Consider the following 22,762-nt stretch of genomic DNA (forward strand, 5'->3'; position numbering starts at 1 on the left):
GTGAAGGTCAGGACCTGTCCGCGGGCAGGCGGGAAGCCTGCTCCGCACGGGCCGCCGGCCTATATGCGCAGCACCGAGAGAATCGCCAGGCGCCGGGACGTGAGCTTCGGCGGAGGTCTGGCGACCTGGCGGGCGGACGCGTGCGTCTCGCCGTTGCCGTCGCCCCGCCGCCCCACCCGGGCCCAGGTCGCGATCAGCAGCAGGACCATGAACGTCATGAGCACGGCCAGGCAGACGTCCGTGGGGTCGAACCCGGGCATCGTGCCGTCGGGGGCCAGCGCCTCCATGCCCGCGGGGACCACGGACACGACGGCCGGGGCGGCCTGCATGCCATGGGAGGAGCCGCCGTGCCGGCCGTCGAGGTGCCCGAGCGTGTGCATGCCGCAGACGCCCAGGGCGAGGGCCACGAGCAGGACGGCCCGCAGTACGTGCACCGCACGGCGCTGCCCCATAGATCCCACCGCCCCTCGCAGACTTCCGGCACCTACCAGTGTACTAACGCTGATCGTAGGGCTCGCCAGGAGCCCGGCGACCAGCCGGGCTCCCTGACATGACGAGCAGGTTCTACGATCCCCGGTCATGACCGATCGGGCCGGTCTCGCGACGGTGTTCGCGCTGGGCGCGGGCGGCGAGACGGCCGTGACTCGCCACATTCTACGATGGGCGATAGTAGTAAGCGGTAGACTCGCCGCCATGAAGTTCGCGGGACAGCGGCTGCTTACGAGTGCCGCCGGAATCGCCCTCGGCGTCACGCTGGCCGCCTGCGGTCAGGCGGCGCGGGAGCCGGGCGGCACGGCCGGCGCGGATCCGGGCATCGGACATGTGCACGGCCTCGGCGTCGACCCGGCCGACGGAGCCCTCTACGTGGCGGGCCACTACGGCCTGTTCAAGATCACGTCCCCTACGGTCGCCACCCGGGTCGCCGGCCGGAACCAGGATCACATGGGCTTCACCATCACGGGCCCGAAGACGTTCCTGGCCAGCGGGCACCCCTCGGCCGAGGACGCCTCCCCCGGACGGCCGCCGCATCTCGGCCTCATCAGGTCGACGGACTCCGGGCTCACCTGGAAGACCGTCTCGGAAGACGGCTCGGCCGACTTCCACTCCATCCAGCCCGCCGGCGACAACCTGTACGCCTACGACAGCCAGACCTCGAAGGTCTGGCGCAGCATCGACGGCGGCGCCACCTGGACGCGGGGCACCGAGGAGAAGGTCATCGACCTCGCAGCCGGCCCCGAGCCGTCATCACGCCTTTACGCCACCACTCCCGACGGGCTGAAGGTCAGCGAGGACGGCGGCCTGAACTACACCGGCCTCGCCAAGGCTCCCCCGCTCACCCACATCGACGCCCTGCCGGGCGGGGTGCTCGTCGGCGCCGGACCGGACGGCCGGATCCACATCGGTCAGGACGACGGCCAGAGCTGGTCGCCTGCCGGGAAGCTGCCCGGCCGGGCGGCCGCGTTCACCGCCGTGGACCGCCGGCATCTGCTGGCCGCCATGGACGACGGCACGGTGCTGCAGTCGAAGAACGGCGGCAAGACCTTCGTCACCGTCTTCTCGCCCGCCGCCTGAGCCCGGCGGTGGTGCGTCACGCGGGCCCGGTGGCGGTGAGGGAGCCTTCGCCGCGGTCGATGTGGTCGGCATGGTACAGGCCCTGGGTCAGCAGCCGGCGCACATGCTCGTCGGCGGCGCTGTAGTAGACGAAGGTGCCCTCGCGGCGGCCCTTGACCAGGCCGGCCAGGCGGAGCTTGGCCAGGTGCTGGCTGACCGCGGTGGGCGCGGCGTCGGCGAGCTCGGCCAGGCAGGCGACGTTGGACTCGCCCTGCAGCAACGCCCACAGGATCTTGATCCGGGTGGGATCGGACAGGAGCCGGAAGGACTCGGCGGCCAGGTGCACCTGTTCCTCGTTCGGCATGTCGAAGTCGGGCAGCGACGTGTGCATGGTCGCCAGCATACCCCGCAATCCTGCTGCTTGCGTATCTGCGTGACTGCGCATATATGCTGCCAAGGTGACAGCTGACGTGAGAACCTTCCCCGGCCCGCAGACCGGCGACGCCGCCCCGCCGACGCTCCCCGCGCCGGCCGGGTCGCCGTGGCGGGCCGGCATGTGGTCGTTGCCCGAGGTGCGCTGGGCCACGGCCGCCACCCTCCTGTTCGCCGCCGGCGGGATCTGCCAGCTCGCCGGCGCGCCGCCGTGGCTGTGGTGGAGCCTGTACCTGACCTGCTACGCCGCCGGCGGCTGGGAGCCGGGCCTGTCGGGGCTCAAAGCGCTGCGGGACAGAACCCTGGACGTCGACCTCCTCATGGTGGTCGCCGCTATCGGCGCGGCCGCCATCGGGCAGGTCTTCGACGGCGCGCTGCTGATCGTCATCTTCGCCACCTCCGGGGCGCTGGAGGCGCTGGCGACCAAGCGCACCCAGGACGCCGTCCGCGGCCTGCTCGACCTCACCCCCGACCAGGCCACCCGCCTGTCCGAGACAGGCGGCGAGGAGCGGGTCGCCGCCGCCGACCTGGCAGTCGGCGAGGTGATCCTGGTACGGCCCGGCGAGCGTATCGGCGCCGACGGCCACGTCGTCGACGGAGCCAGCGCGGTCGACCAGGCCGGCATCACCGGCGAGAGCGTGCCGGCCGACAAGAGCGCGGGCGACGAGGTGTTCGCCGGCACGGTCAACGGCACCGGAGTGCTGCGCGTGCGCGTGTCACGCCCGGCGGCCGAGACCGTGATCGCCCGGATCGTGGCCATGGTGGAGCAGGCCGGCGCCACCAAGGCACGGACCCAGCTGTTCATCGAGAAGATCGAGCAGCGCTACTCCGTCGTCATGGTGGCGGCCACGGTCGCGCTGTTCGCCGTTCCGCTGGCCTGGGGCGTGCCGCTGCAGGACGCCCTGCTGCGGGCGATGACGTTCATGATCGTCGCCTCGCCGTGCGCGGTGGTGCTGGCCACCATGCCGCCGCTGCTTGCCGCCATCGCCACCGCGGGCCGGCACGGTGTGCTGGTCAAGTCCGCCGTGGTGATGGAGCAGCTCGGCACCGTCACCCAGGTCGCCTTCGACAAGACCGGCACCCTGACCGAGGGCCGCCCGCACCTGACCGGCATACACGTCCTGCCGGGGGCCAAGCTGCCCGAGGCCGAGCCGACCAGAACCGAGCCGACCGGGCCCGAGCCGGCCAAGGCCGAACCGACCAGCGCCAAGCTGCCCGAGGCCGAGCTGCCCGAGGCCGAGCTGCCCGAGGCCAAGGTGCCCGAGGCTGAGCTGCCCGAGGCCAAGGTGCCCGAGGCTGAGCTGACCGAGGCCAAGCTGCCCGAGGCTGAGCTGCCCGAGCGGCGCCTGCTCGCGCTGGCTGCCGCCGCCGAGCGGGGCTCCGAGCACCCTCTCGGTCGCGCGGTCGTCGAGGCCGCCCGCGCGGAGGGCCTGACGCCTTCCCAAGCCCAGGAGTTCGGCTCCGAGCCGGGGCGCGGCGTGCGGGCCCGGGTCGACGGCCTCCTGGTGGAGGTGGCCAGCCCGGCCCACCTGCTGGGCAACGACGGGAACGGGGACGGCAGCGGGAACGAAGCTTCGGCCGCGCGGCTCGTCGCCCGCCTTCAGGAGGACGGGCACACCGTGGTCGTGGTCCGCGTGGACGGCGAGGTGGCCGGCGTCCTGGCCCTGGCGGACCGGATGCGGCCCGGCGCCGCCGGGACGGTCGCCCAGCTGACAGCACTGACCGGGACGGCGCCGGTGCTGCTGACCGGTGACAACCCGCGCGCCGCCCGCCGCCTGGCCACCCAGGCGGGCATCACCGACGTGCGCGCCGGCCTGCTGCCGGCCGACAAGGTGACGGCCGTTCAGCGGTTGCAGGCACAAGGCGCCCGGGTGGCCGTGGTCGGCGACGGCGTCAATGACGCGCCCGCGCTGGCCGGCGCGCACGTCGGCATCGCCATGGGCCGCGCCGGATCGGACCTGACGCTGGACACCGCCGACGCGGTCATCACCCGCGACGAGCTGGCCACCGTGCCCGCCGTGATCGCCCTGGCCCGGCGCGCCCGCCGCCTGGTCGTGGCCAACCTCGTCATCGCCTTCACCTTCATCGCCGTGCTGGTCGCCTGGGACCTGCTCGGCGACCTGCCGCTGCCGCTGGGCGTGGCCGGGCACGAGGGCTCCACCGTCATCGTCGGCCTCAACGGGCTCCGCCTCCTCCGGGACGCCGCCTGGCGACGTGCTGCCAGGCTCGCCAATCCCTCATGACCACTCGCCACACCGCAGGCTTGGCAGCGATCGGCCCACCGCTCGCGGCACCCGGTGGCCACCGGCGGCCGACCTCTGTTCGTGCCGGCGGGGATGCCCAGCTCCACGCCGACGCCGAGGACGCCGCCCGGGCGCTCATACAGCGATCAGGCGCAGACGATGCCGGAAACGACCATCCCGGCGCTCGCTCGGCGACCAGGCGGAGACGATTCCGGGAACGACCGCCCGGGCACTCGCCCGACAACCAGCCGAAGACGATCGGCGGCGCCCCGGCGCAGGCGCACATCCCGTGCCCACTGCCGCGCGGGACGACCTGGCGGAGACGAGCCGGGAACGGCCGCCCCGGCGCTCGTACGACGACCAGGCGGAGACGATCGGCGGCGCAGGCGCTCGTCCGTGCGCACTGCCGTGCGCGGAGGCCTGCTCGGCGGCGCGGGCGTCATCGTGGCGGAGCGGTGGCACGAGCCGAGCGGAATCGGGCCAGGGCGAGCAGCAGCGGGCCCGTGGCCAGCAGCGCGGCCAAGGCGGCGTAGCCGTGGGTGAGGGTGGTGGTCGCGGCGATGGCGCCGACCAGGAGGGGGCCGCCGGCGTCGCCCAGTTCGCGGCCGAGCTCGGCCGAGCCCATCGTCTGGCCGAGCCGTTCCGGGGGTGTCGCGGCGGCCAGCGCGGCGAACCCGAGCGGCGTGATCAGGCCCGTCCCGGCGCCGATGAGGGCGGCGGCGAGCAGCACCCCGGGCAGGCCGGGCAGCATCGCGGCGGCCAGCCCGGCGGCGGCCAGCGCGAGCCCGGCGGCCAGCCCGGCACGGGTGGTCAGCCTTCCGGCGTCCAGTGCCTTGCCCGCCCAGGGCTGCACCACGGCCGCGCACAGCGCCAGCACGGAGACCGCGGCCCCCGTGGCGATGGTGCCCAGCCCGGCGGCGGCCCGGACACCGGCAGGAACCCGACCCCCACCGACAGGGCGGCGGTGGCCGCGGCCAGCGCGCCGGTCGGGCCGAGGAAGGCGGGGTCGCCCAGCCGGCGGGCCAGGTCGCGTACGGTCTGCCGGGCCCGCGGCAGCGGCGGGACTCCTGGCACGACGGCCAGCGCCCACCCGGCGACGGCCGCGCCGAGCACCGCCATCACCGCGAACAGCAGCCGCAGCCCGCCGGCCCACACCAGCACGCCGCCCAGCAGCGGGCCGAGGGTGTAGCCGATCGACTTGTAGAAGCCGTAGCTGCCGAACGCCCGCCCGTGCCGGGCCGCCGGGTTGAGCCGGGCCACCAGCGAGGAGGCGGCCGGGGAGAACGCCGAGGCCGCCGCGCCCTGGCCGAGCCGGGCCGCCCACAGCCAGCCGGGCTCGCCGGCCAGCGCGTACGCGGCCGAGGCGAGCGCGAAGGCGGCCAGCCCGCCGATCATCACGGGGCGGGCGCCGATCCGGTCGGCCAGCGTGCCGAACAGCGGCTTGAGCAGCACTTCGGCACCGTCGTACAGGGCCAGCAGGAGGCCGAGCGCCAGGAGGGAGCCGATGGCGTCGTCGGAGAAGCCGCCGAGGTTGGCGGCGATGCCGTGGGCGCCGAAGGCGGTGGTGAACCCGGCCGCGTACAGCGGCCACATGACCCGCCGGGGTGTGGCCGGCGTGCTCACCGGTCCTCCCCCGGGGCCTGGTGGAGGGCGGCGAAGACCCGTTCGGCGTAGTCCTCGCAGGCGGCCGCGCACTGCTTGAGCCGTTCGCCGGCTTCGGCCGACTGCGGCGAGCCGAACACGTCGCGTGCCATCAGCTCCCGGTGCCAGCGGCGCAGCCGCTCCAGCGACTGCTCCTCCTCTTCCAGCTCGGCCAGGGTGAACTTGGCGTTGCGGATCTCCTTGGCCAGCTCCGCCTCGTACTTGGCGCAGTCGTCCAGGAACTCCGCCCAGTCGTCGGCGCGGGCGGCGGCGAACAGGTCCCTCAGCCGTGCGGCGTCGGCGTCGGTGCGGCCGCCGGCTACCAGCGTCACCACCTCGCCACCGGCCTCGCCGGCCAGCCGGGTCGCCCGCGCCAGGCCGTCGGCGAACACCGGCACGTCGGGAACCGCCCACGTGCCCTGGCCCAGGGACAGCGCGCCGACCCGGCGCAGCTCGCGCCACACCGCCACACGATGCCGGGAAGGAGCGGCCGGAAGCCGCACCAGCAGCACCACCCAGCCACGAGTATCAGCAGTCACATGGGCGAATGTAGCACTCGTTACATCCGGGTCAGGAACGCACCAGCCTGGCGATGGCCTCGCTGGCCTCCTTGACCTTCGCCTCCGCCTCCGGGCCGCCCTGCCGCGTCGCCTCGGCGACGCAGTGGGCGAGGTGCTCCTCCAGCAGGGCGAGGGAGAACGACTTCAGCGCGCTGGTGGCCGCGGAGATCTGCGTCAGGACGTCGACGCAGTACGTGTCCTCCTCGACCATGCGCTGCAGGCCGCGGATCTGCCCCTCCACGCGACGCAACCGGGTGATGTGGTTCTTCTTGCCATGGCTGTATCCGGCCATCTCCGCCCCTCCATCAGCGCCACCGCCCCGACCTTATCCCTCTGATGAAGGGACGGCTGCACGCCGTTCGACGTGGAGCCCGGCGAGCCTGGCGTTCGTCGGCTTCGCGCCGGCCGCTGGCGGTGCCCGGAGGTCGGTGGGCTCTGGATCGGATCAGCTACGGCCGATAGTAGCCAGCCGGCCTGGCGGAATTACCCGGATCAGGCCGGGCGCCTCCATGATTTCTGTACTATTTCCGCCCAGGCGCAGCGATTTACGAGGAGGCATCGTAGTGGCCGTGTGGACGACGAGGCTCGGGCGAACAGCGGGAACCGCGGCGTTAGCCTTGATCGCACTGGCCGCGACCCCGGGCGGCGCCCTCGCCGAGCCGTCTCCGGCCAAGGTACGAGCCAAGTTGGTGAAGCTCAACGAGCAGGCCGATCAGCTCGTCGAGCGGTACAACCAGGCGAACGAGGCGTACAAGTCGGCCAAGAAGAAGCACGACGCGCTCAACGCCGAGCTCGGCCGCAAGGACGCGCAGGTCGCCGACCTGCGCGAGGAGCTGGCCGCGATAGCGAGCACCAGCTACCAGACGGGGCCGTTCGGCGGCTGGCCGGCGTTCGCGCTGCGGGACGACCCGGAGACGGCTCTGAGCAGCATGGCCTCCCTTGAGCAGCTGGCGCAGGACCGGGCGGCCAAGATCCTCGCCTACGAGGCGGCGACGAAGGAGCTGCGCGACCGGCGTGCGGAGGCGCAGCGGGTGGTGTCGGCGGCCGACGACGCGCGCGACAAGGTCCGCGACGAGAAGGCGAAGGTGGACAAGCTAGTCAAGGAGCAGACCAAGCTCCTGCGCCGGCTGGGCACTTTCCGGGCCGGTGACCCCAACAGCCCGGGTATCGAGTACACCGGCCCGGCCTCCGGGAACGCCCGCCGGGCGCTGCAGTTCGCGTTCGCCCAGGTGGGCAAGCCCTACCGGTACGGCGGCACCGGCCCAGGATCCTACGACTGCTCCGGTCTGACACAGGCCGCCTGGCGCAGCGGCGGCGTCGAGCTGCCGCGCACGACCTGGACCCAGTGGTCCTGGGGGGCCAGCCGCCGCGTCCCGCTGGACGCGCTGCAGCCCGGCGACCTGCTGTTCAGCAAGGGGCTGGGGCACATGGGCATGTACGCGGGCAACGGGAAGATGGTGCACGCTCCGCAGACGGGGGACGTCATCAAGGTGGTCGACCTCGACGACTACTGGCGTACCCGCCTGCTCGGCGCCGTCCGCCCGTGATCCGCGCGGCGGCGATATCCTGCTACGCGCCGTAGTAGAGCAGGGCGCCGCTGCCCGCGCCCAGGAGCAGGGAGAGGGCGACGGCCAGGTACGCGACGCGCGCCGCCGCCCGGCTGACGGTGGCCGGGCCGGCGCCCTGGAGGGCGGGGCGGATCCAGCGGAGGTAGTAGAAGACGCTCGCCACGGTATTGACCACGGCGACCACGGCCAGCCAGGCGTAGCCGCCGTCCCAGGCGGCGGCGAGGACGAGCACCTTGCCGACGAAGACCGCCGTGGGCGGCGTGCCCACCAGGCCGAGCAGGCAGACGATCAGGGCGAGGACCAGGCCGGGAGCGGAGCGCGCGAGCCCGGCGTAGCCGGCCAGCAGGTCCTCACCTACGGCGAGGACGACCGCGAAGGCGCCGAGGTTCGTGATCGCGTAGGCGGCGACGTAGAAGAGCAGGGCCGGCTCGGCCAGCTCGGTGCGGCCGGCGACGACGATCGGCACGAGCAGGTAGCCGGCCTGGCTGATGGTCGAGTACGCGAGCAGGCGTCGCACGTTGTCCTGGTGGAAGGCGGCGAGGTTGCCCAGGGTCATGGTGGCCGTGGCGACGATCGCGATCAGTGGCCGCCATCCGGTGTCCAGGCCGGCGAAGACCTCGGTGGCGAGGCGGAGCAGGGCGACAAAGGCGCCGATCTTCGGGACGGTGGTGACGAAGGCGGCCACGACGCGTGAGGCGCCCTCGGTCACGTCCGGCACCCAGAAGTGCGCCGGGACCCCGCCCGCCTTGAACAGCAGCCCGGCGAGCAGGAGCACCACGGCGAGCCCGGCCGCGCCGCTGCGGACCGGGCCGAGGTCCTGGTAGGCGGTCGTCCCGGCGAGGCCGTAGAGGAGGGTGACGCCGGCCAGCATGAGCACGCCGAGGAAGGCGCCCATGAGGTAGTACTTGAGCGCGGCCTCGGTGCCGGCGGCGTCCTTGGCGAACCCGGCCAGCGCGTACGCGGGGATGCTGGCGAGGAGGTACGCGGCCACGAGCACGAGCAGGTCGCCGGCCCCGGCCAGGATCACCGTGCCGAGCGCGGCGAGCAGGACGAGCACGTACAGCTCGGCCTCGCGGTGGTGGTCCCGCGCCCAGCCGGCGGCCAGGACGAGGACCAGCAGGGTCGCGACGATGACGGTGGCCCTGGCCACGTGCGTCGGCAGGTCCACCGCGTATGCCTCGAAGGCCATCAGGTCCGGGCGGAAGGCCGCGACCGCGGTGGCGGCCAGCGCCGCCACCAGGGCGGTGCCGCAGATCCAGCCCACGAGCCGTTGCCGACGCCGGGGCAGGAAGAGCCCGGCGAGCAGCCCCGCGACCGCGCCCAGCAGGATGAGCAGCTCCGGCAGGAGGTCGAGGGGGTTCTCGTTCATGCCCGTCATCGGCTCACCCAGGTCACGAGTGCCGCCGAGAACGGCTCGATCAGGTCGAGCAGCCAGCGCGGCGCGATGCCGATGACCAGGGACAGGGCGAGCAGCGGGGCGATCGAGCCCACCTCGTACGCCCGGGCCTCGCTCACGCGCAACTCGCCGGGAGCGCCGAGGAAGGCCCGCTGCAGCACCCGGAGAAACAGCGCGGCGGTGATGAGGATGCCGGCCACGCTCAGCCCGCCGGCGACGACCGCGCCGGGCAGGCCCGTCCCGATCACGCCGGCGAAGATCTGGAACTCGGCGATGAACCCGGACAGCCCGGGCAGGCCGAGCGAGGCGAAGGCGGCCACGACCGTCATCAGCGTGAACGTCCGGGCGGTCGCGGCGATCCCGCCGAAGCGGCGCAGGTCGTAGCTGTGTGCCCGGTCCCAGAGGAGGCCGGTGAGCAGGAAGAGCGCGCCGGTGACCAGGCCGTGGCTGACCATCTGGGTGACCGCGCCGGTGACCGCGAGCCGCCTGGCCGGCTCGTCGCCCGCCGCGAGGCCGGCGGCGCCCAGGGCCAGCACGATGTAGCCCATGTGGTTGACGGAGGTGTAGGCGATGAGGCGTTTGACGTTCTGCTGGGCCAGGGCGACCAGGGCGCCGTACAGGACGCTCACGACGCCGACGGCGACGATCACCCAGGCGTACTGCCGCCACGGCCCCGGCAGCAGCGGCATGGCGATGCGGGCGAAGCCGTACGTGCCCATCTTGAGCAGGATGCCGGCCAGGATGGCGGAGCCGGCGGCGGGGGCGTCGGTGTGGGCGGGCGGCAGCCACGTGTGGAAGGGCACGATGGGCGTCTTGACGGCGAGGCCGACGCCGACGGCCAGCAGCACCAGCGCGCCGGCCCGCGGCGGCGCGGCGGTGAGGTCCACGATGTCGAACGTGCGCGGCTCGCCGCCCAGGTAGAGGCCGATGAAGCCGAGCAGGAGGGCGAGCGAGCCGAGGAAGGTGTAGAGGAAGAACGTCAGCGCCGAGCGGGCCCGGTCGCCGTGCCCCCAGCCGACGATGACGAAGTACATGCCGACGATCGACAGGTCGAAGAAGACGAAGAACAGCAGCAGGTCCAGGGCGGCGAACAGGCCCGTGGAGACGGTCTGCAGGAACAGGAAGAGCGCGGCGTACGACTTCGGCCGTTCCTCCTGCGTCAGCGAGTAGATGGCGCAGGCCAGGAACAGCACGGCGGTGAGCGCGATCAGCGGCAGGGACAGGCCGTCGACGCCGACGTGGTAGCCCGCGCCCACGGACGGGATCCAGCGCAGCCGTTCCTCGTAGCCGATGGAGTCGGTTCCTCCGCCGTACCCGAGCCACATGATCACGACGAGCGCCAGGTCGGCGGTCGCGGCGCTCACCCAGACCCACCGGGCGGGCAGCCGCGGCACGGCGAGCAGCGCGGCGGCCAGGAGCGGCAGGAAGACGGTCAGCGAGAGCACGGTCACCTCACCAGCACGATCACGATCGCCAGGACGGCGGCGGCCACCGTCGCCTGGGCGAGATAGGTGTGCACCTGGCCGGTCTGCGGCTTCCGCGCCAGCGCGCCGAGCCGCCCCACGCCGCCGGCGGCGGCGCGGACGAGGCCGTCCACGCCTGACTCGAAGGGTGAGCGGGCGATCCTGGCCGCCGCCTTGGCAGCGCGGGCCACGGTACGGACCGCGCCGTCGATCACGTGGTCGTCGAAGCGGGCCAGCGCGCGGGCCGCCGCCGTCAAGGGCCGCCAGATCGCCGCGACGGCGAGCGGTTCGAGGCGCAGCCAGCCGGTCAGCACGCCGATCTCACCGAACGCGCCACGGGCCCGGATGACCAGCAGCACCACGGCCAGCGCCAGCAGCCCCGACCAGGCCAGCTCGCCCGCCTCGGGCACCGGCCCTGGCGCGCCGAGCAGCCGGGCCCACGCGTCGAACAGGGCCGGGAGCCCGAGGATCCCCAGACTCGCGGCGAGCAGGGCGAGCGGCGGCAGCGGCAGGCGTTCGAGGAGCCCGAGCGGCGCCGCGTCCCGCTGCTCGGGCGCGGGGAGCCAGACGGTGATCAGTGCCTTGGCCGCGTACGCGGCGGCGAGCGCGCCCGCGGCGAGCGACACGACGGACAGGACGGGGTCGTCGACGGCGGCCAGCACCGCGTCCTTGGTCACCCACAGCGACAGCGGCGGCAGCCCGGCCAGCGCCAGGGCGCCGATCCCGAAGGTGACGCCCACCAGCGGATACCGCCGCGCGGCGCCGCGCAGCTCGGCAAGCCGCTGGGTGCCGAGCGTGCTCAGCCAGGCGCCGGCCCCGAGGAACAGCAGGCTCTTCACCGCCGCGTGCGCGACGAGCTGCGCCGTGCCGCCGGCGACCGCCGGGACGCCCGCGGCCAGCACCATGAACCCGAGCTGCGCGCACGTGGAGGCGGCCAGCAGTTGCTTGAGGTCGCGTTGCGCGACGGCGACGGCGCCGAGCAGCAGCGCGGTCGCCGCGCCCGCCCAGGCCACCAGCGGCCCCGCCCAGCCGGTCGCGGCCAGGACGGGTGCGGTCCGCAGGAGCAGGTAGGCGCCCGCGGCGACCATCGTGGCCGAGTGCAGCAGCGCGGAGACGGGGCTCGGGCCGGCCATCGCGCGCGAGAGCCAGAAGGAGAACGGCAGTTGCGCGGACTTCCCGAGCGCGGCGGCGACGAGACCGGCGGTGACGAGGTGCAGCCAGGGAGCGTTCAAGGTGGTCAGACTCGCCAGGGTGAGGGTGTGGGCGCCGGCGACGGCGCCGCCGGCGGCCAGGTAGAGGCCCAGGTCGCCGGCGCGGGTGGTGACGAAGGCGAGGGTGCCGGAGCGTACCCGGCCGGGGTCGCGCCACCGGAAGCCGATCAGCGCGTACGACATGGCGCCCATGACCTCCCACGCCATGAGCAGCAGCACGAGGTCCGTCGCGGTGACGGTGAGCAGCATCGCGCCGGTGAAGATGAGCATCAGCCCGAAGAAGCGGCCCTCGGACTCGTGGATCTCGCCCGCCGCGAAGACGAGCACGGCCAGCGCGATCACCGCCACGGTGACGACCATGACGGCGGACAGGCCGTCGACCGCGAGCCCGGCCTGGTAGCCGGTGAACACCTCGAAGGTCAGCGCGGGGCGTACGACCGCGGCCAGCACGGCTTGCACCACGGTCACCGCCGCGACGAGCAGCGCGACCGCCGGGGCGGCGCGGCGGACGAGGAGCAGGGCGCCGCCCGCGACGACGGGCAGCGCCGGGAGCAGCGGCGCGAGCAGGGTCATCCCTTCAGGTCCCGGGCGTCGTCGGTCATGTCCACCTCCCGCGCCCGGAACAGCGCGGTGACGACGGCGAAGCCCATCGCCATCTCCAGGGCCATCACCGTGACCGCCACCAGCACCAGCACCTGGCCGTCGGCGCTCCCTGGTGCGAGGAAGTACCAGAACGCGCCGCCGGCCACGATCAGCCCGTTGATCATGAGTTCCAGGCCCATCATCAGCATCACGATCGACTGCTGGGACAGCGCGCCGTACAGGCCGACGGAGAAGAGCGCGGCGGCCAGGACGAGGAAGGCTTCCAGCGGCATCAGCTCTCCTCACCGGGATCGAGCGGGCGCTTCCGCTCCAGGTCGTCCCCGTAGCGGGCGTAGCGTCCGCGATGGGTGGCGAGCACCACGGTGGAGATCATCGTGGCCAGGATGGCCACGCCGATGACCATCATGACGAGCATCTTCGGCCCCATGACGGCCAGGCCGAGCTGGTGGGTGGGATCGGCGGGCGGCTCTCCCCCGCGGGGCGGCCAGGAGGTGAGGAAGATCCCCGCGACGAGGAGCACGAAGACCGCAGCCGAGATGATCATGGCTGCGCGGTGGTTGTGGACCATCTTCATCGGCATGAGGCCCGCCGGGTTCATCATGTACATGATCATGAAGACGGCCATGACGAGCATCTCCATGACCATCATCAGGATGATGAGGACGCCGAGATACTCCAGGTCGATGAGCAGGAACGCGAGCCCCACCGCCAGCAGGGAGGCCAGCAGGGCGAATGTCGCCCGCGCCATCGAGTCGACCACGAACACCGCGATCCCGGCCGCCACGGAGACGACGGCCAGGATCCAGAAGGCGACGGCCATCACACCACCACGATTCCGACGACGAGCAGCTGGACGAGCGCGAGCGGGATCAGCACCAGCCACGACACCTGGGTGAAGCGATCCATCCGGACGGCCGGCACGCGGTGCCGTACCCAGACCAGCAGCGCGAGCACCGCCACCGTCTTGACCAGCGCCCACAACCAGCCCGGCAGCACCGGGCCCGCGCCTCCCCCGAGGAACAGCGGCACCGCCGCCCCTGCGGCCACCACCAGCAGCGCGTACCGGCCCGCCTGGAACAGCAGCCGGTCGGGCCCCGCCAGCTCGGCCCGCACGCCACCCGCCAGATCGCTGCCGACGGGCTGGCTCATCGGCCCCCAGAACGCCATCGCCAACGCCGACACCAGGTAGATCAGGAAGGCGAGCGGCATCCACACCACGAACCAGAGCCCCTGCTGGGCCTGCACCGCCTCGCTCATCCGCAACGACCCCGCGCCCAGCGCCACGGTGATGAGCGCGAACATGTGCGGCAGCTCGTAGGCCAACCCCTGCGCGACGAACCGGTAGGCGCCGACCAGCGGGAACACCGAGTTGACCGACCAGCCGGTGAGCCAGAGGGCGCCCCAGACGCACACCTCCATGGCGTTGAACCAGACGATGCCCGCCGACAGGTCCGCCACCGGCGCGTCGCCCAGCGGGATCACGACCGCGGCCAGCAGCGGCGCGGCCACCAGGCTGATGACGCCGACCCGCAGGAGCAGCACGTCGGGCCGGGTCGTGCGGCGGCGCTGCTGGACGAGCAGCCGCGCGATCTCGCCGAACGGGGCGCTCGCCCGGCCTCCGCTCAGGACGGCGTCGAGACCGGCGGCGGCCAGCCCCAGCACCACCAGCGCCAAGGGAAGGGCGAGCAGCCCGAGCTCAGGCATGGGCGACCGCCGGGCCCGGGTCGAGGCTCGCGACCATCAGCCGGGCGGTGGCCAGCTCGGCGCCGACGAGCAGATCGGGGTTGAGAAGGTTCCCGGCGGGGCGGTCCTCGTCGAGCGGCGCCTCGTCCGCGATCGAGCCGATGGCCGCCCGCGTCGCGGTGAGCCGTGCCTCCAGCCTGGCCAGGGCGTCGCCGTCCCCGGCCGGTCCGACGCCGCGCAGCATCCAGCGCAACGTTCCGGAGCGGCGTACCTGCCGGGCGAGGCGCTCGTACGGTGCCGTCAGCGCCTCGCGCGGCGCGTCCGCGAGCAGGCGGTCCCGCACCGTCCTGGCGCTGCGAGCGGCGGCGGGCCAGCCCGCGACCGACAGCAGCCGGCCGAGACCGTCGAGATGGGCCGCCGCCCGCCGCCGCCCCGCCTCGCCGCGCGTCACGGGCCGGCCGGCCGCCGCCCTGTCCCAGGGCTCGGCCCAGAACGGCTCGCCGTCCTCCAGCCACCTGACGGTGGCCTCCTGGATCACGTCCCCCTGCAGAACGGTCTCCACCACCAGCCCGGACGGCCAGTCGGGCAGGACGGGGCCGAGAGGGACGTGCAGCCGGTCCAGGCTCAGCCCGTCACGGTCGGGGCCCCGGTCGGCCATCGGCAGGTCGCCCGGATCGGGCCCACCGTGGGGTCGCCCTGGCGCCGCCCCGTCGGCCAGGCGCGCGACCGCACGGTCCAGGGCGTGGGCGACCAGGTCGTGGGAGGCGTCGCCGGGCAGGTCGGCTCGCGCGCGGGGGCTCGGCAGGCCGTCCCAGATCGTGCGGACGGCCTCCGAGAGCTCGTCGCCCGGAGCGCCGCAGACGACGAGCAGGCCGGCCTCTGCCGGAGAGAGCGCGGGCCGCCACCGCCGCCGCGCGATCTCGGCCTCGCACCGCAGCCGGGCCCGCGTCCCGTCCGCGGCGCTGACGAGGAACGGCCGCGGATGACGCGCGGCCCGCCGCAGCAACCACCCGGTCACGACCACCGCAACGCCCCCTCCCGCCAGGCGTAGACCACGCCCACCATGAGCAGGCCGAGGAAGGCGAACATCTCCACCAGCGCCACGGCGCCCACCTCGGCGGCGACGAGCGCCCAGGGGTACATGAAGACCATTTCCATGTCGAAGGCCAGGAAGACCAGGGTCACCGCGTACCAGCGCACGTGGAAACGCGAGAGGGCGTGCTCCCGGGGGTCGTGGCCGGACAGGAACGGGCGGGCGTCGAGGACCTCACGAGGGCTGAGCAGCAGCGAGACCAGGTAGATCGCGAGCACGCCGACGGCGAGCAGGGCGATCAGGCCGAGAACGGCCGTCCAAGGCGACATGGGCCTTCTCCCGGGGCAGGACTACTAAGATCGATAGTTCCCCTGCCGGGTGACGGCAATCATCCGGTTGTCAAGATCCTTTACAGGTGAGGCGCGGCTCCGGGTCGTACACGGTGTGGAAGCGCTGCTTGCGGACGACCTTCCCGTCCTTCTTGAAGATCCGCCACACGTCGATGGCGAACCCCTCGACGCCGCCCATGGGGATGCAGTCGGGGCCGGATTCGGTGAGCTCGGGGACGGGCTTGATGGCGTAACGCCCGGAGCTCTTCGACTCGATCTCGTAGCGCTTGGTGCTCCAGAAGTCCACGGTGATGGAGGTGCTGGTGTAGGACGTCTTGATGAGCACGCCGTAGCGGGAGTCGTTGCGCCAGCGGAAGTCCGGCTGCGGGTAGGAGACCGTCGATTCGCGGCCGGCCGGGTAGCGGGAGATGTAGTACTGGTGGGCGCGGTGCTGCACGTCCTCGAAGCCGCCGAAGAAGACGGCGTTGAACATGGTGGTGGCGAACTGCGAGACGCCGCCGCCGACGTCGTTGACGAACCGGTTGTTGAGGATCATCGGCGCCTCGACGAAGCCGCGCGCCTTGTCCCGCTTGCCGACCACGCCGTTGAGGGAGAACGTCTCGCCCGGTCTGACGACGTAGCCGTCGACGATGTCGGCGATGCGGTGGATGTTCGTCACGCGGGGGGCGCAGCAGGGGTGCCGGGTGGTGAACGAGCTGACCTTCTCCTTGACGCCCAGCTTCCTCGCCTGCGCCGTGGTGACGCGCGGCTGCCGCGCCACCGCGGGCAGCTCGACGCGGCGACTGCTGTCCGCCACGGCCCGGGCGATCGCCGGGCCGAGCGCCTTGACGTCGATGCCACGCCCGGCCCGGGACGGTATGACCTGCGGCCTCCCCTTGACGATCGTGAAGGAGGCGTCCTTCGGCGCGGTGATCAGCAGGGCCTTGGCGAGCCCCGGGGCGACCTCGGCGGCGTCGAAGGACGGGCGCAGGCCGCCCTTGCCATCGCTCACGAAGCGCAGGCCGGCCGCCAGTTGCTCCCGTGACACGGTGGCTTCCTTGCCGCCGGTGACGACCTTGAGCGGGGCGGCGACCGCCGTGCGGGCCGTGGTCGTGACGGCGCGGCGGACCACGTCGGCGGTGAGCACGGCGGGCTTCTCCTTGACGTCCAGCTCGGCGGAGGTGCGGCCGGCCACGAAGGCGGCCCGCACGGCCCTCGACGCCGCGCCGACGTCCAGCGCGCGGCCCGGCTTCGGCAGGACGGGCCGCGGCTCCAGGCCCCGATAGCGGACGGCGCCCTCCACCGGCTCGGTGTCCACGCTCTTGGCCAGGCTCGCCAGCCCGGCGGCCAGCCGCCGCTCGTCCACGCTGACCACGGGCCGCATCTCGCGGCTGCCGAAGAGGGAGCGGAACACTCCCGCGGGAGTGGCGGCGCCGGCCATCGCCTGCTCCACGGTGGCCCCGGTGTCGAAGCCGAGCCCGAGTCGCGCCGGCGTGAGCTGCTTGCGCTCTCCGCCCGCGCTGAGCGTCAGCTTCCGTTCCAGCCGCTCGCGCAGCCCGGCGTCGAGCCGCGTGCGGGCGGTCCCGGGCGGCAGGCCGCCGATGTCCACGCCGTCCACGCGGGTGCCCGGCGGCACCTTGCCCGACAGGAGCAGGGCGGGCACGGCGTACGCGAGGACCGCGACGACGACCACGACGGCGGCCGGGACGAGCACGCGCCGCGAACGGGCCGGCCTCCTGGTGTCACCGAACGGAGCACGACGATGATCTTGGCGAACGCTCATGAGACCTCTGGGGAAAAGGTGCCGAAGTCAGAATGTAGTGGTTCAGCCTGTTCGTCCGGGACAGAATGCCGGATCGCCCGCGCACCACACTACTACTCAACATAGTAGAACGCGCCCGCGCGTTTCCGGCTATCTTGGTGTGAAATGCAGGACTAAGGAGGAACGTCCATGCCACTGCCCTCGCGACCGCTGCGCAAGCTGGGCTTCTTGACGATCGGGCTGTTCGACGAGGCGGACCCGCGCCGGGGTCACGAGTCGACGCTCGAGATCATCCAGCTGGGCGAGCAGCTGGGCTTCGACAGCGCGTGGGTGCGGCACCGCCATCTGCAGTACGGGATCTCCTCCCCCGTCGCCGTCCTGGCGGCGGCCTCCCAGCGCACCAGCCGCATCGAGCTGGGCACCGCGGTCATCCCCCTGGGCTGGGAGAATCCGCTGCGGCTCGCCGAGGACCTGGCCACCGTGGACGTCCTGTCCGGTGGCCGCCTCAACCCGGGCGTCAGCGTCGGCCCGCCCCTCCACTACGACCGCGTCAAGGACGCCCTCTACCCCGACACCGGGGACGCCGAGGACTTCAGCTACGAACGCGTCCGGCGGCTCCTCGGCTTCGTCCGCGGCGAGCCGGCCACCGGCTTCCGCGGCGCCGACGGCTTCGAGGTCTTCTCCGACCGGGTCCAGCCCTACTCCCCCGGCCTCGGCAGCCGCATGTGGTACGGCGGCGGCAGCCTGCGCTCGGCCCGCTGGGCGGGCGAACACGGCATGAACTTCCTGACCAGCAGCGTCGTGAAGGCCGAGGAGTCGGAGGACTTCGCCGAGATCCAGCTCTCCCACGTACGGGAGTTCCGCGCGCACCACCCCGACGGCGAGCGTGCCCGCGTCTCGCAGGGCCTGGTCGTCATCCCCACGGACTCCGCCTCGTCCGGGCAGCGCGCCAAGTACAAGGAGTACGCCGACCGGCGCACGCCCCGCACGTCCTCACCGCAGGGGCCGGCCCGGATGATGTTCGCGCCCGACCTCGTCGGCAGCTCCGCCGAGATCGCCGAGCGGCTCTACGACCATGCCGCCTTCCGGGAGATCGACGAGGTCGCGTTCGCGCTGCCGTTCACCTTCGAGCACGAGGACTACGTGCAGATTCTCACCGACCTCGCCACCGGGCTCGGCCCCGCGCTCGGCTGGCGGCCCCGGCACTAGAGCCTCTTCCGCCGATCATCCGTCGCGGTGCGGGCGGCCGTCCCTCCTGCCGGCGGGCACCTCTCCGACGCCGAGCGCCCGCAGCAGCTCGGACCGGACCTCCGTGGCGCTCCGGGCGGCGTCCAGGCGCTGCTCGGCGGCGATCCTGCCGTGGTCGAGCACGAGCACGCGGTCGGCCAGCGCGATGGCCTCGTCCACGTCGTGGGTGACCAGCAGCACGGCCGGCCGGTGCTCCTCGAACAGGCGGCGCAGCAGGCCGTGCATCTTGAGCCTGGTCAGGGCGTCGAGCGCGCCGAACGGCTCGTCGGCCAGCAGCAGCCGGGGCTCGCGGACGAGGGAACGCGCCAGCGCCACCCGCTGCTGCTCCCCGCCGGACAGCTCGTTGGGCCAGGCCCGCTCCCGGCCGGCCAGACCCACCTCCGCCAGGCTCTGCCGCCCTCGCTCCACGGCGCCGTCGAGACCGAGGATCACGTTGTCCAGCACCCGCTGCCAGGGCAGCAGCCGGGCGTCCTGGAACACCACCGACACCTGCTCGGGCACCTCGACGAGACCGGTCCCGGCGACGTCCCCGTCGAGGCCGGCCAGGGCCCGCAGCAGCGTGCTCTTACCGGACCCGCTCTGCCCGAGCAGGGCCACGAACTCCCCCGGCGCGATCTCCAGGTCGAGGCCGTCCAGGACCGCGCGCTCGCCGTACAGGCGGGTCAGGCCCTTGACGCGGATCGGCTCGCCGGCGCCCTCCTTGCCGCTCAGCTCGCCGGCGTGCGTCGCCACGACGACGCCCTCCTTCCGGCTCAGCTCGCCAGCGTGCGTCGCCATGACAGCGCCTTCCTTTCCACCAGGCGCACCCCGGCGTCGGAGAAGAGGCCGAGCAGGCCGTACAGGACGATGCCGACGAGGATCACGTCGGTCTGCCCGTACGTCCGCGCGAGGTCCATCATGTAGCCGATGCCGGTGGTGGCGTTGATCAGCTCGGCCACCACCAGGAACAGCCACGCCGTGGTGACCGCGAAGCGCATGCCGAGCAGGAACCCCGGCAGCGCGCCCGGCAGGACCACCTTCCTGATGAACGCGCCCCGCCCCAGGTCGACGGTCTCGGCCAGCTCGACGTAGCGGCTGTCGATGCTGCGCAGCCCGTTGTGGGTGTGGATGTAGATCGGCACGAGCACGCCCAGGGCGATCATGGTGATCTTCATGCCCTCGCCGATGCCCAGCCACAGGATGAGGAGCGGCATGAGCGCGAGCGCCGGGATGGCCCGCTTGATCTGGATCGGGCCGTCGATCAGGGCCTCACCCCACCGGCTCAGCCCCGACACCAGCGCGAGCAGGGTGCCGAGCGGCACGCCGAACGCCAGCCCGAGCGCCACGCGCTGGACGGAGGCCAGCAGGTTGGTCTGCAGGCGGCCGGACTCGACCAGGTCGGCCGCGGTGGTGACCACGGTCCACGGCGCCGACAGGAAACGCGGATCCAGCAGGCCGGTCGCCGAGGCGGCCGCCCAGATCGCGAGCAGCAGGAGCGGGCCCGCCAGGAAACCGAGCCTGATCCGCGGGCCGGGCCGCAGCCGGCGCCGCTTGCGCGTGCGGACGTCCACGGCCGGGCGGGAGGCGACGAGCGTCATCACGCACCACCCTTGATCGCGTCCGCGCCCACCGTCTCGTAGCGCAGGTCGTACAGGTCCTGAGCCTTCAGCGGCGGGTTGCCGGTCTCCTTGGCCAGGATGTCGATGGTCTCCTGGTGCCTGGCGATCGCGCCGGACCAGTCGGCGGGGATGTCCGGCTCGCCCGCCAGCTCGGCCAGGTACCGGCCGTCGGCGGCGCTGAGCCCCTGGTCCTTGACGTAGTACCCGGAGATCCACTCCTCCGGGTGCTCGTAGACCCAGCGGGAGGCCCTGGCCCAGGCGGCGACGTACTCGCGGATCGCGGCCGCCTTGGCCGGGTCCTGGAGGGTCTTCGTCCGTACGTACAGGTGGCTCGGGTCGTCACGCAGGCCGTGGCGGATGGTCGTGGCGCCGTCCTTGCCGAACTTGGCGGTGTAGCGGCGGATGTTGACGCCGCCGATCGGGGCGACGTCCACCTGCCTGGAGGCCAGCGCGTTGGGGTAGACGTCGCCGGTGCTCGGCAGCTCGACCAGGGTGACGTCGTTCTTCGTCAGGCCGGCCTGGTGGAGCACCTTGAGGACGAGCGCGCCCTGCGCCTGGCCCGGGCTGTAGGCGATCTTCTTTCCGCGCAGGTCGGCCAGGGTCTTGACGGTCACGCCCGGGGCTATGCCCAGCTCGTACGTCGGGTGCTGGAGCGGGTCCTTGCGGAACTTGGACGCGACGATCTTCACGGGCAGGCCCGTCCAGGTGGCGTGGATGGGCGGGATCTCCGCGACCGCGCCCACGTCGAGCGCGTCGGCCCGGAACGCCTCGCTGGTCTGGGGGCCGCCGCTGATGTTGGCCCACTCGATGTCGAACGAGAACGTGTCGATCTCGCCGGACAGCTGCAGCGCCACCTTGGTGGTCGGGTCTCCGACGATCAGCTTGGTGCCCTTGGGGACGGTGGCCGGCAGCGGCGCGTCGGCCGCGAGCGCCGCCGCCGCGGTGTTCCGCTGCTCGCCGCCTCCGGCGCATCCGGTCAAGGCCGCCAGCAGGAGCACGGCGAGCGCGGGTCTCATGAGAGCGGGAACAGGCATACGGCGTGGCCTTTCACGTACGAACATGCGGATCCTTCGATGCGGGCCGGGCCCGCCGTTCCTTCACTAGGGCAGCGCGGCCACCAGCTCCGCGCCGCCCCGGGTCGCGTAGCGGGAGGCGGGGCGCGGCAGGCCGTAGTTGCCGCGCAGGGTGCGGCTCTCGTACTCGTGCCGGAACAGGCCCCTGCGCCGCAGCTCCGGCACGACGTGGTCGACGAAGTCGGCCAGGCCGCTGGGCAGGAGCGGAGGCATGATGTTGAAGCCGTCGGCGGCCCCGCCCTCGAACCACTCCTGGATCTCGTCGGCGATCCGCTCCGGCGTGCCCGCCACGACGCGGTGGCCGCGGCCGCCGGCCAGGCGGGCGAGGAGCTGCCTGACCGTGAGGTCCTCCCGCCTGGCCAGGTCGACGACGAGCTTGCGGCGGCTCTGCGCGCCCTCGGTCTCCAGGGGGACGTCCGGGAGCGGGCGGTCCAGCGCGTCCTCGGTCAGCTCGATGCCGGTCAGGTGGGAGAGCTGGCTCAGTCCGTACGCGGGGATGATGAGCTCTTCCAGCTCCCGTTCCAGCAGGCGCGCCTCGTGCTCGGTGGAGCCGATGATCGGCGAGATGCCCGGCAGCACGAGCAGGTCTCCGGGCTGCCTGCCGTGCGCGGCCAGGCGGCGCTTCAGGTCGGTGTAGAACTCCCGGGCCTCCGGCAGGGTCTGCTGGGCGGTGAAGACGGCCTCGGCGAACCGCGCGGCGAACTCCTTGCCGTCCTCCGACGAGCCGGCCTGCACCAGGAGCGGGTGGCCCTGGGGCGGGCGCCGGGTGTTCAGGGGGCCGCGCACCCGGAAGTGCTCGCCCGCGTGCTCGATCGGGTGGATCTTGCTGGTGTCGGCGTAGAGCCCGCCCGCGCGGTCGTCCAGGACCGCGTCGTCCTCCCAGCTGTCCCAGAGCTTGGTGACGACGTCCAGGAACTCGGTGGCCCGGGCGTAGCGGGTGGCGTGTGGCGGCCGTTCGACGCCGAAGTTGTGCGCCTCGGCCTCGCTGGCGGAGGTGACGATGTTCCAGCCGGCCCGGCCGCCGCTGATGTGGTCGAGCGAGGCGAACTTGCGGGCGACGTGGTACGGCTCGTTGTAGGTGGTCGACACGGTGGCGATCAGGCCGACGTGCTCGGTGACGGCGGCCAGCGCCGACAGCAGCGTCAGCGGTTCCAGGCCGCCGAGCGCGTTGTGCCGGACGTTGCCCCGCAGGGCGACGCCGTCGGCCAGGAAGACCGAGTCGAGCCTGCCGCGTTCGGCGATCCGGGCGAGGTCCTGGTAGTGGCGGACGTCGGCGATTTTGGCCGGCTCCGTGCGGGGGTGCCGCCAGGCGGCCTCGTGATGGCCGACGCCCATGAGGAAGGCGTTGAGGTGGAGCTTTCTCGTCAT

The 22,762-nt window shown here is 73.1% G+C and carries 23 protein-coding genes; 4 read left to right on the forward strand and 19 right to left on the reverse strand.

Annotated features, from left to right (window positions below):
* Positions 1–59 precede the first annotated feature (59 nt).
* Positions 60–452 (reverse strand): DUF6153 family protein, encoded by a 393-nt coding sequence (locus KIS93_RS58725; protein ID WP_080039708.1) that lies wholly within the window; start codon positions 450–452, stop codon positions 60–62.
* 241 nt (positions 453–693) lie between these two features.
* Between KIS93_RS58725 and KIS93_RS58730 the strand changes: the two genes are divergently transcribed.
* Positions 694–1,572: a F510_1955 family glycosylhydrolase gene (locus KIS93_RS58730; protein ID WP_080039709.1), complete on the forward strand. Its 879-nt coding sequence runs from the start codon at positions 694–696 to the stop codon at positions 1,570–1,572.
* 16 nt (positions 1,573–1,588) lie between these two features.
* Here KIS93_RS58730 and KIS93_RS58735 read toward each other — a convergent pair whose 3' ends face one another.
* Positions 1,589–1,942 carry an ArsR/SmtB family transcription factor gene (locus tag KIS93_RS58735; protein ID WP_080046847.1) on the reverse strand — a complete coding sequence of 118 codons (354 nt, stop codon included), beginning with the start codon at positions 1,940–1,942 and terminating at the stop codon, positions 1,589–1,591.
* A gap of 163 nt (positions 1,943–2,105) precedes the next feature.
* On the opposite strand from KIS93_RS58735, the gene KIS93_RS58740 reads away from it, so the two are divergent.
* Positions 2,106–4,226, forward strand: a complete 2,121-nt coding sequence (locus KIS93_RS58740) for an HAD-IC family P-type ATPase (protein WP_080046848.1) — start codon at positions 2,106–2,108, stop codon at positions 4,224–4,226.
* Between the two features lie 439 nt (positions 4,227–4,665).
* On the opposite strand, the gene KIS93_RS66925 is transcribed toward KIS93_RS58740, so the two are convergent.
* Genes KIS93_RS66925 through KIS93_RS58755 form a run of 4 tightly spaced genes read right to left on the reverse strand, consistent with a single transcriptional unit; the run spans position 4,666 to position 6,719 of the window.
* Complete coding sequence (locus KIS93_RS66925) at positions 4,666–5,082, reverse strand: MFS transporter (RefSeq protein WP_246005539.1); 417 nt, start codon at positions 5,080–5,082, stop codon at positions 4,666–4,668.
* Positions 5,037–5,849, reverse strand: coding sequence for an MFS transporter (locus KIS93_RS66930; RefSeq protein WP_246005540.1), 813 nt, complete (start codon positions 5,847–5,849; stop codon positions 5,037–5,039). Before KIS93_RS66930 ends, KIS93_RS66925 begins: the two co-directional genes overlap by 46 nt.
* Positions 5,846–6,406 (reverse strand): Chromate resistance protein ChrB, encoded by a 561-nt coding sequence (locus tag KIS93_RS58750; RefSeq protein WP_080039710.1) that lies wholly within the window; start codon positions 6,404–6,406, stop codon positions 5,846–5,848. The genes KIS93_RS66930 and KIS93_RS58750 overlap by 4 nt, the downstream gene beginning before the upstream one ends.
* Positions 6,407–6,437: 31 nt before the next feature.
* The gene (locus KIS93_RS58755; RefSeq protein WP_080039711.1) at positions 6,438–6,719 is read right to left on the reverse strand and encodes a metal-sensitive transcriptional regulator; all 282 of its coding nucleotides are present in this window, start codon (positions 6,717–6,719) and stop codon (positions 6,438–6,440) included.
* Positions 6,720–7,044: 325 nt separating this feature from the next.
* Between KIS93_RS58755 and KIS93_RS58760 the strand changes: the two genes are divergently transcribed.
* Positions 7,045–7,974 carry a C40 family peptidase gene (locus tag KIS93_RS58760; protein WP_230466264.1) on the forward strand — a complete coding sequence of 310 codons (930 nt, stop codon included), beginning with the start codon at positions 7,045–7,047 and terminating at the stop codon, positions 7,972–7,974.
* A 22-nt stretch (positions 7,975–7,996) separates the two neighbouring features.
* On the opposite strand, the gene KIS93_RS58765 is transcribed toward KIS93_RS58760, so the two are convergent.
* The 9 genes from KIS93_RS58765 to KIS93_RS58805 all read right to left on the reverse strand — a co-directional run bounded on the left by KIS93_RS58765 (position 7,997) and on the right by KIS93_RS58805 (position 17,496).
* Positions 7,997–9,364, reverse strand: coding sequence for an NADH-quinone oxidoreductase subunit N (locus KIS93_RS58765; RefSeq protein ID WP_155127730.1), 1,368 nt, complete (start codon positions 9,362–9,364; stop codon positions 7,997–7,999).
* A gap of 5 nt (positions 9,365–9,369) precedes the next feature.
* Positions 9,370–10,842, reverse strand: coding sequence for a complex I subunit 4 family protein (locus KIS93_RS58770; RefSeq protein WP_230466265.1), 1,473 nt, complete (start codon positions 10,840–10,842; stop codon positions 9,370–9,372).
* Positions 10,839–12,638, reverse strand: coding sequence for an NADH-quinone oxidoreductase subunit 5 family protein (locus KIS93_RS58775; protein WP_080039714.1), 1,800 nt, complete (start codon positions 12,636–12,638; stop codon positions 10,839–10,841). The genes KIS93_RS58770 and KIS93_RS58775 overlap by 4 nt, the downstream gene beginning before the upstream one ends.
* Positions 12,635–12,940 (reverse strand): NADH-quinone oxidoreductase subunit NuoK, encoded by a 306-nt coding sequence (nuoK, locus tag KIS93_RS58780; RefSeq protein ID WP_080039715.1) that lies wholly within the window; start codon positions 12,938–12,940, stop codon positions 12,635–12,637. The genes KIS93_RS58775 and nuoK overlap by 4 nt, the downstream gene beginning before the upstream one ends.
* On the reverse strand, positions 12,940–13,488 hold the full coding sequence (locus tag KIS93_RS58785) for an NADH-quinone oxidoreductase subunit J (RefSeq protein WP_080039716.1): 549 nt from the start codon (positions 13,486–13,488) through the stop codon (positions 12,940–12,942). Before KIS93_RS58785 ends, nuoK begins: the two co-directional genes overlap by 1 nt.
* Complete coding sequence (locus KIS93_RS58790; protein WP_186405095.1) at positions 13,488–14,372, reverse strand: complex I subunit 1 family protein; 885 nt, start codon at positions 14,370–14,372, stop codon at positions 13,488–13,490. The genes KIS93_RS58785 and KIS93_RS58790 overlap by 1 nt, the downstream gene beginning before the upstream one ends.
* A complete protein-coding gene (locus tag KIS93_RS58795; protein WP_080039717.1) occupies positions 14,365–15,375 on the reverse strand; it encodes a hypothetical protein in 1,011 nt (336 codons plus the stop codon). The genes KIS93_RS58790 and KIS93_RS58795 overlap by 8 nt, the downstream gene beginning before the upstream one ends.
* Positions 15,366–15,713, reverse strand: coding sequence for an NADH-quinone oxidoreductase subunit A (locus KIS93_RS58800; RefSeq protein WP_080039718.1), 348 nt, complete (start codon positions 15,711–15,713; stop codon positions 15,366–15,368). Before KIS93_RS58800 ends, KIS93_RS58795 begins: the two co-directional genes overlap by 10 nt.
* A 70-nt stretch (positions 15,714–15,783) precedes the next feature.
* Entirely contained in the window at positions 15,784–17,496 is a 1,713-nt protein-coding gene (locus KIS93_RS58805) for a VanW family protein (RefSeq protein WP_155127733.1), read from the reverse strand.
* A 168-nt stretch (positions 17,497–17,664) separates the two neighbouring features.
* On the opposite strand from KIS93_RS58805, the gene KIS93_RS58810 reads away from it, so the two are divergent.
* Entirely contained in the window at positions 17,665–18,684 is a 1,020-nt protein-coding gene (locus tag KIS93_RS58810; protein WP_080039720.1) for an LLM class flavin-dependent oxidoreductase, read from the forward strand.
* A gap of 15 nt (positions 18,685–18,699) precedes the next feature.
* On the opposite strand, the gene KIS93_RS58815 is transcribed toward KIS93_RS58810, so the two are convergent.
* From KIS93_RS58815 to KIS93_RS58830, 4 genes are all read right to left on the reverse strand, one after another.
* On the reverse strand, positions 18,700–19,500 hold the full coding sequence (locus tag KIS93_RS58815) for an ABC transporter ATP-binding protein (RefSeq protein ID WP_080039721.1): 801 nt from the start codon (positions 19,498–19,500) through the stop codon (positions 18,700–18,702).
* Positions 19,476–20,300 carry an ABC transporter permease gene (locus tag KIS93_RS58820; protein ID WP_080039722.1) on the reverse strand — a complete coding sequence of 275 codons (825 nt, stop codon included), beginning with the start codon at positions 20,298–20,300 and terminating at the stop codon, positions 19,476–19,478. Before KIS93_RS58820 ends, KIS93_RS58815 begins: the two co-directional genes overlap by 25 nt.
* Positions 20,300–21,337: an ABC transporter substrate-binding protein gene (locus KIS93_RS58825; protein ID WP_230466267.1), complete on the reverse strand. Its 1,038-nt coding sequence runs from the start codon at positions 21,335–21,337 to the stop codon at positions 20,300–20,302. The genes KIS93_RS58820 and KIS93_RS58825 overlap by 1 nt, the downstream gene beginning before the upstream one ends.
* An 84-nt stretch (positions 21,338–21,421) precedes the next feature.
* Positions 21,422–22,762: an LLM class flavin-dependent oxidoreductase gene (locus tag KIS93_RS58830; RefSeq protein ID WP_080039724.1), complete on the reverse strand. Its 1,341-nt coding sequence runs from the start codon at positions 22,760–22,762 to the stop codon at positions 21,422–21,424.

Origin of the sequence: [Actinomadura] parvosata subsp. kistnae (assembly GCF_900323885.1) — a bacterium.
Classification (GTDB): Bacteria; Actinomycetota; Actinomycetes; order Streptosporangiales; family Streptosporangiaceae; genus Nonomuraea; species Nonomuraea composti.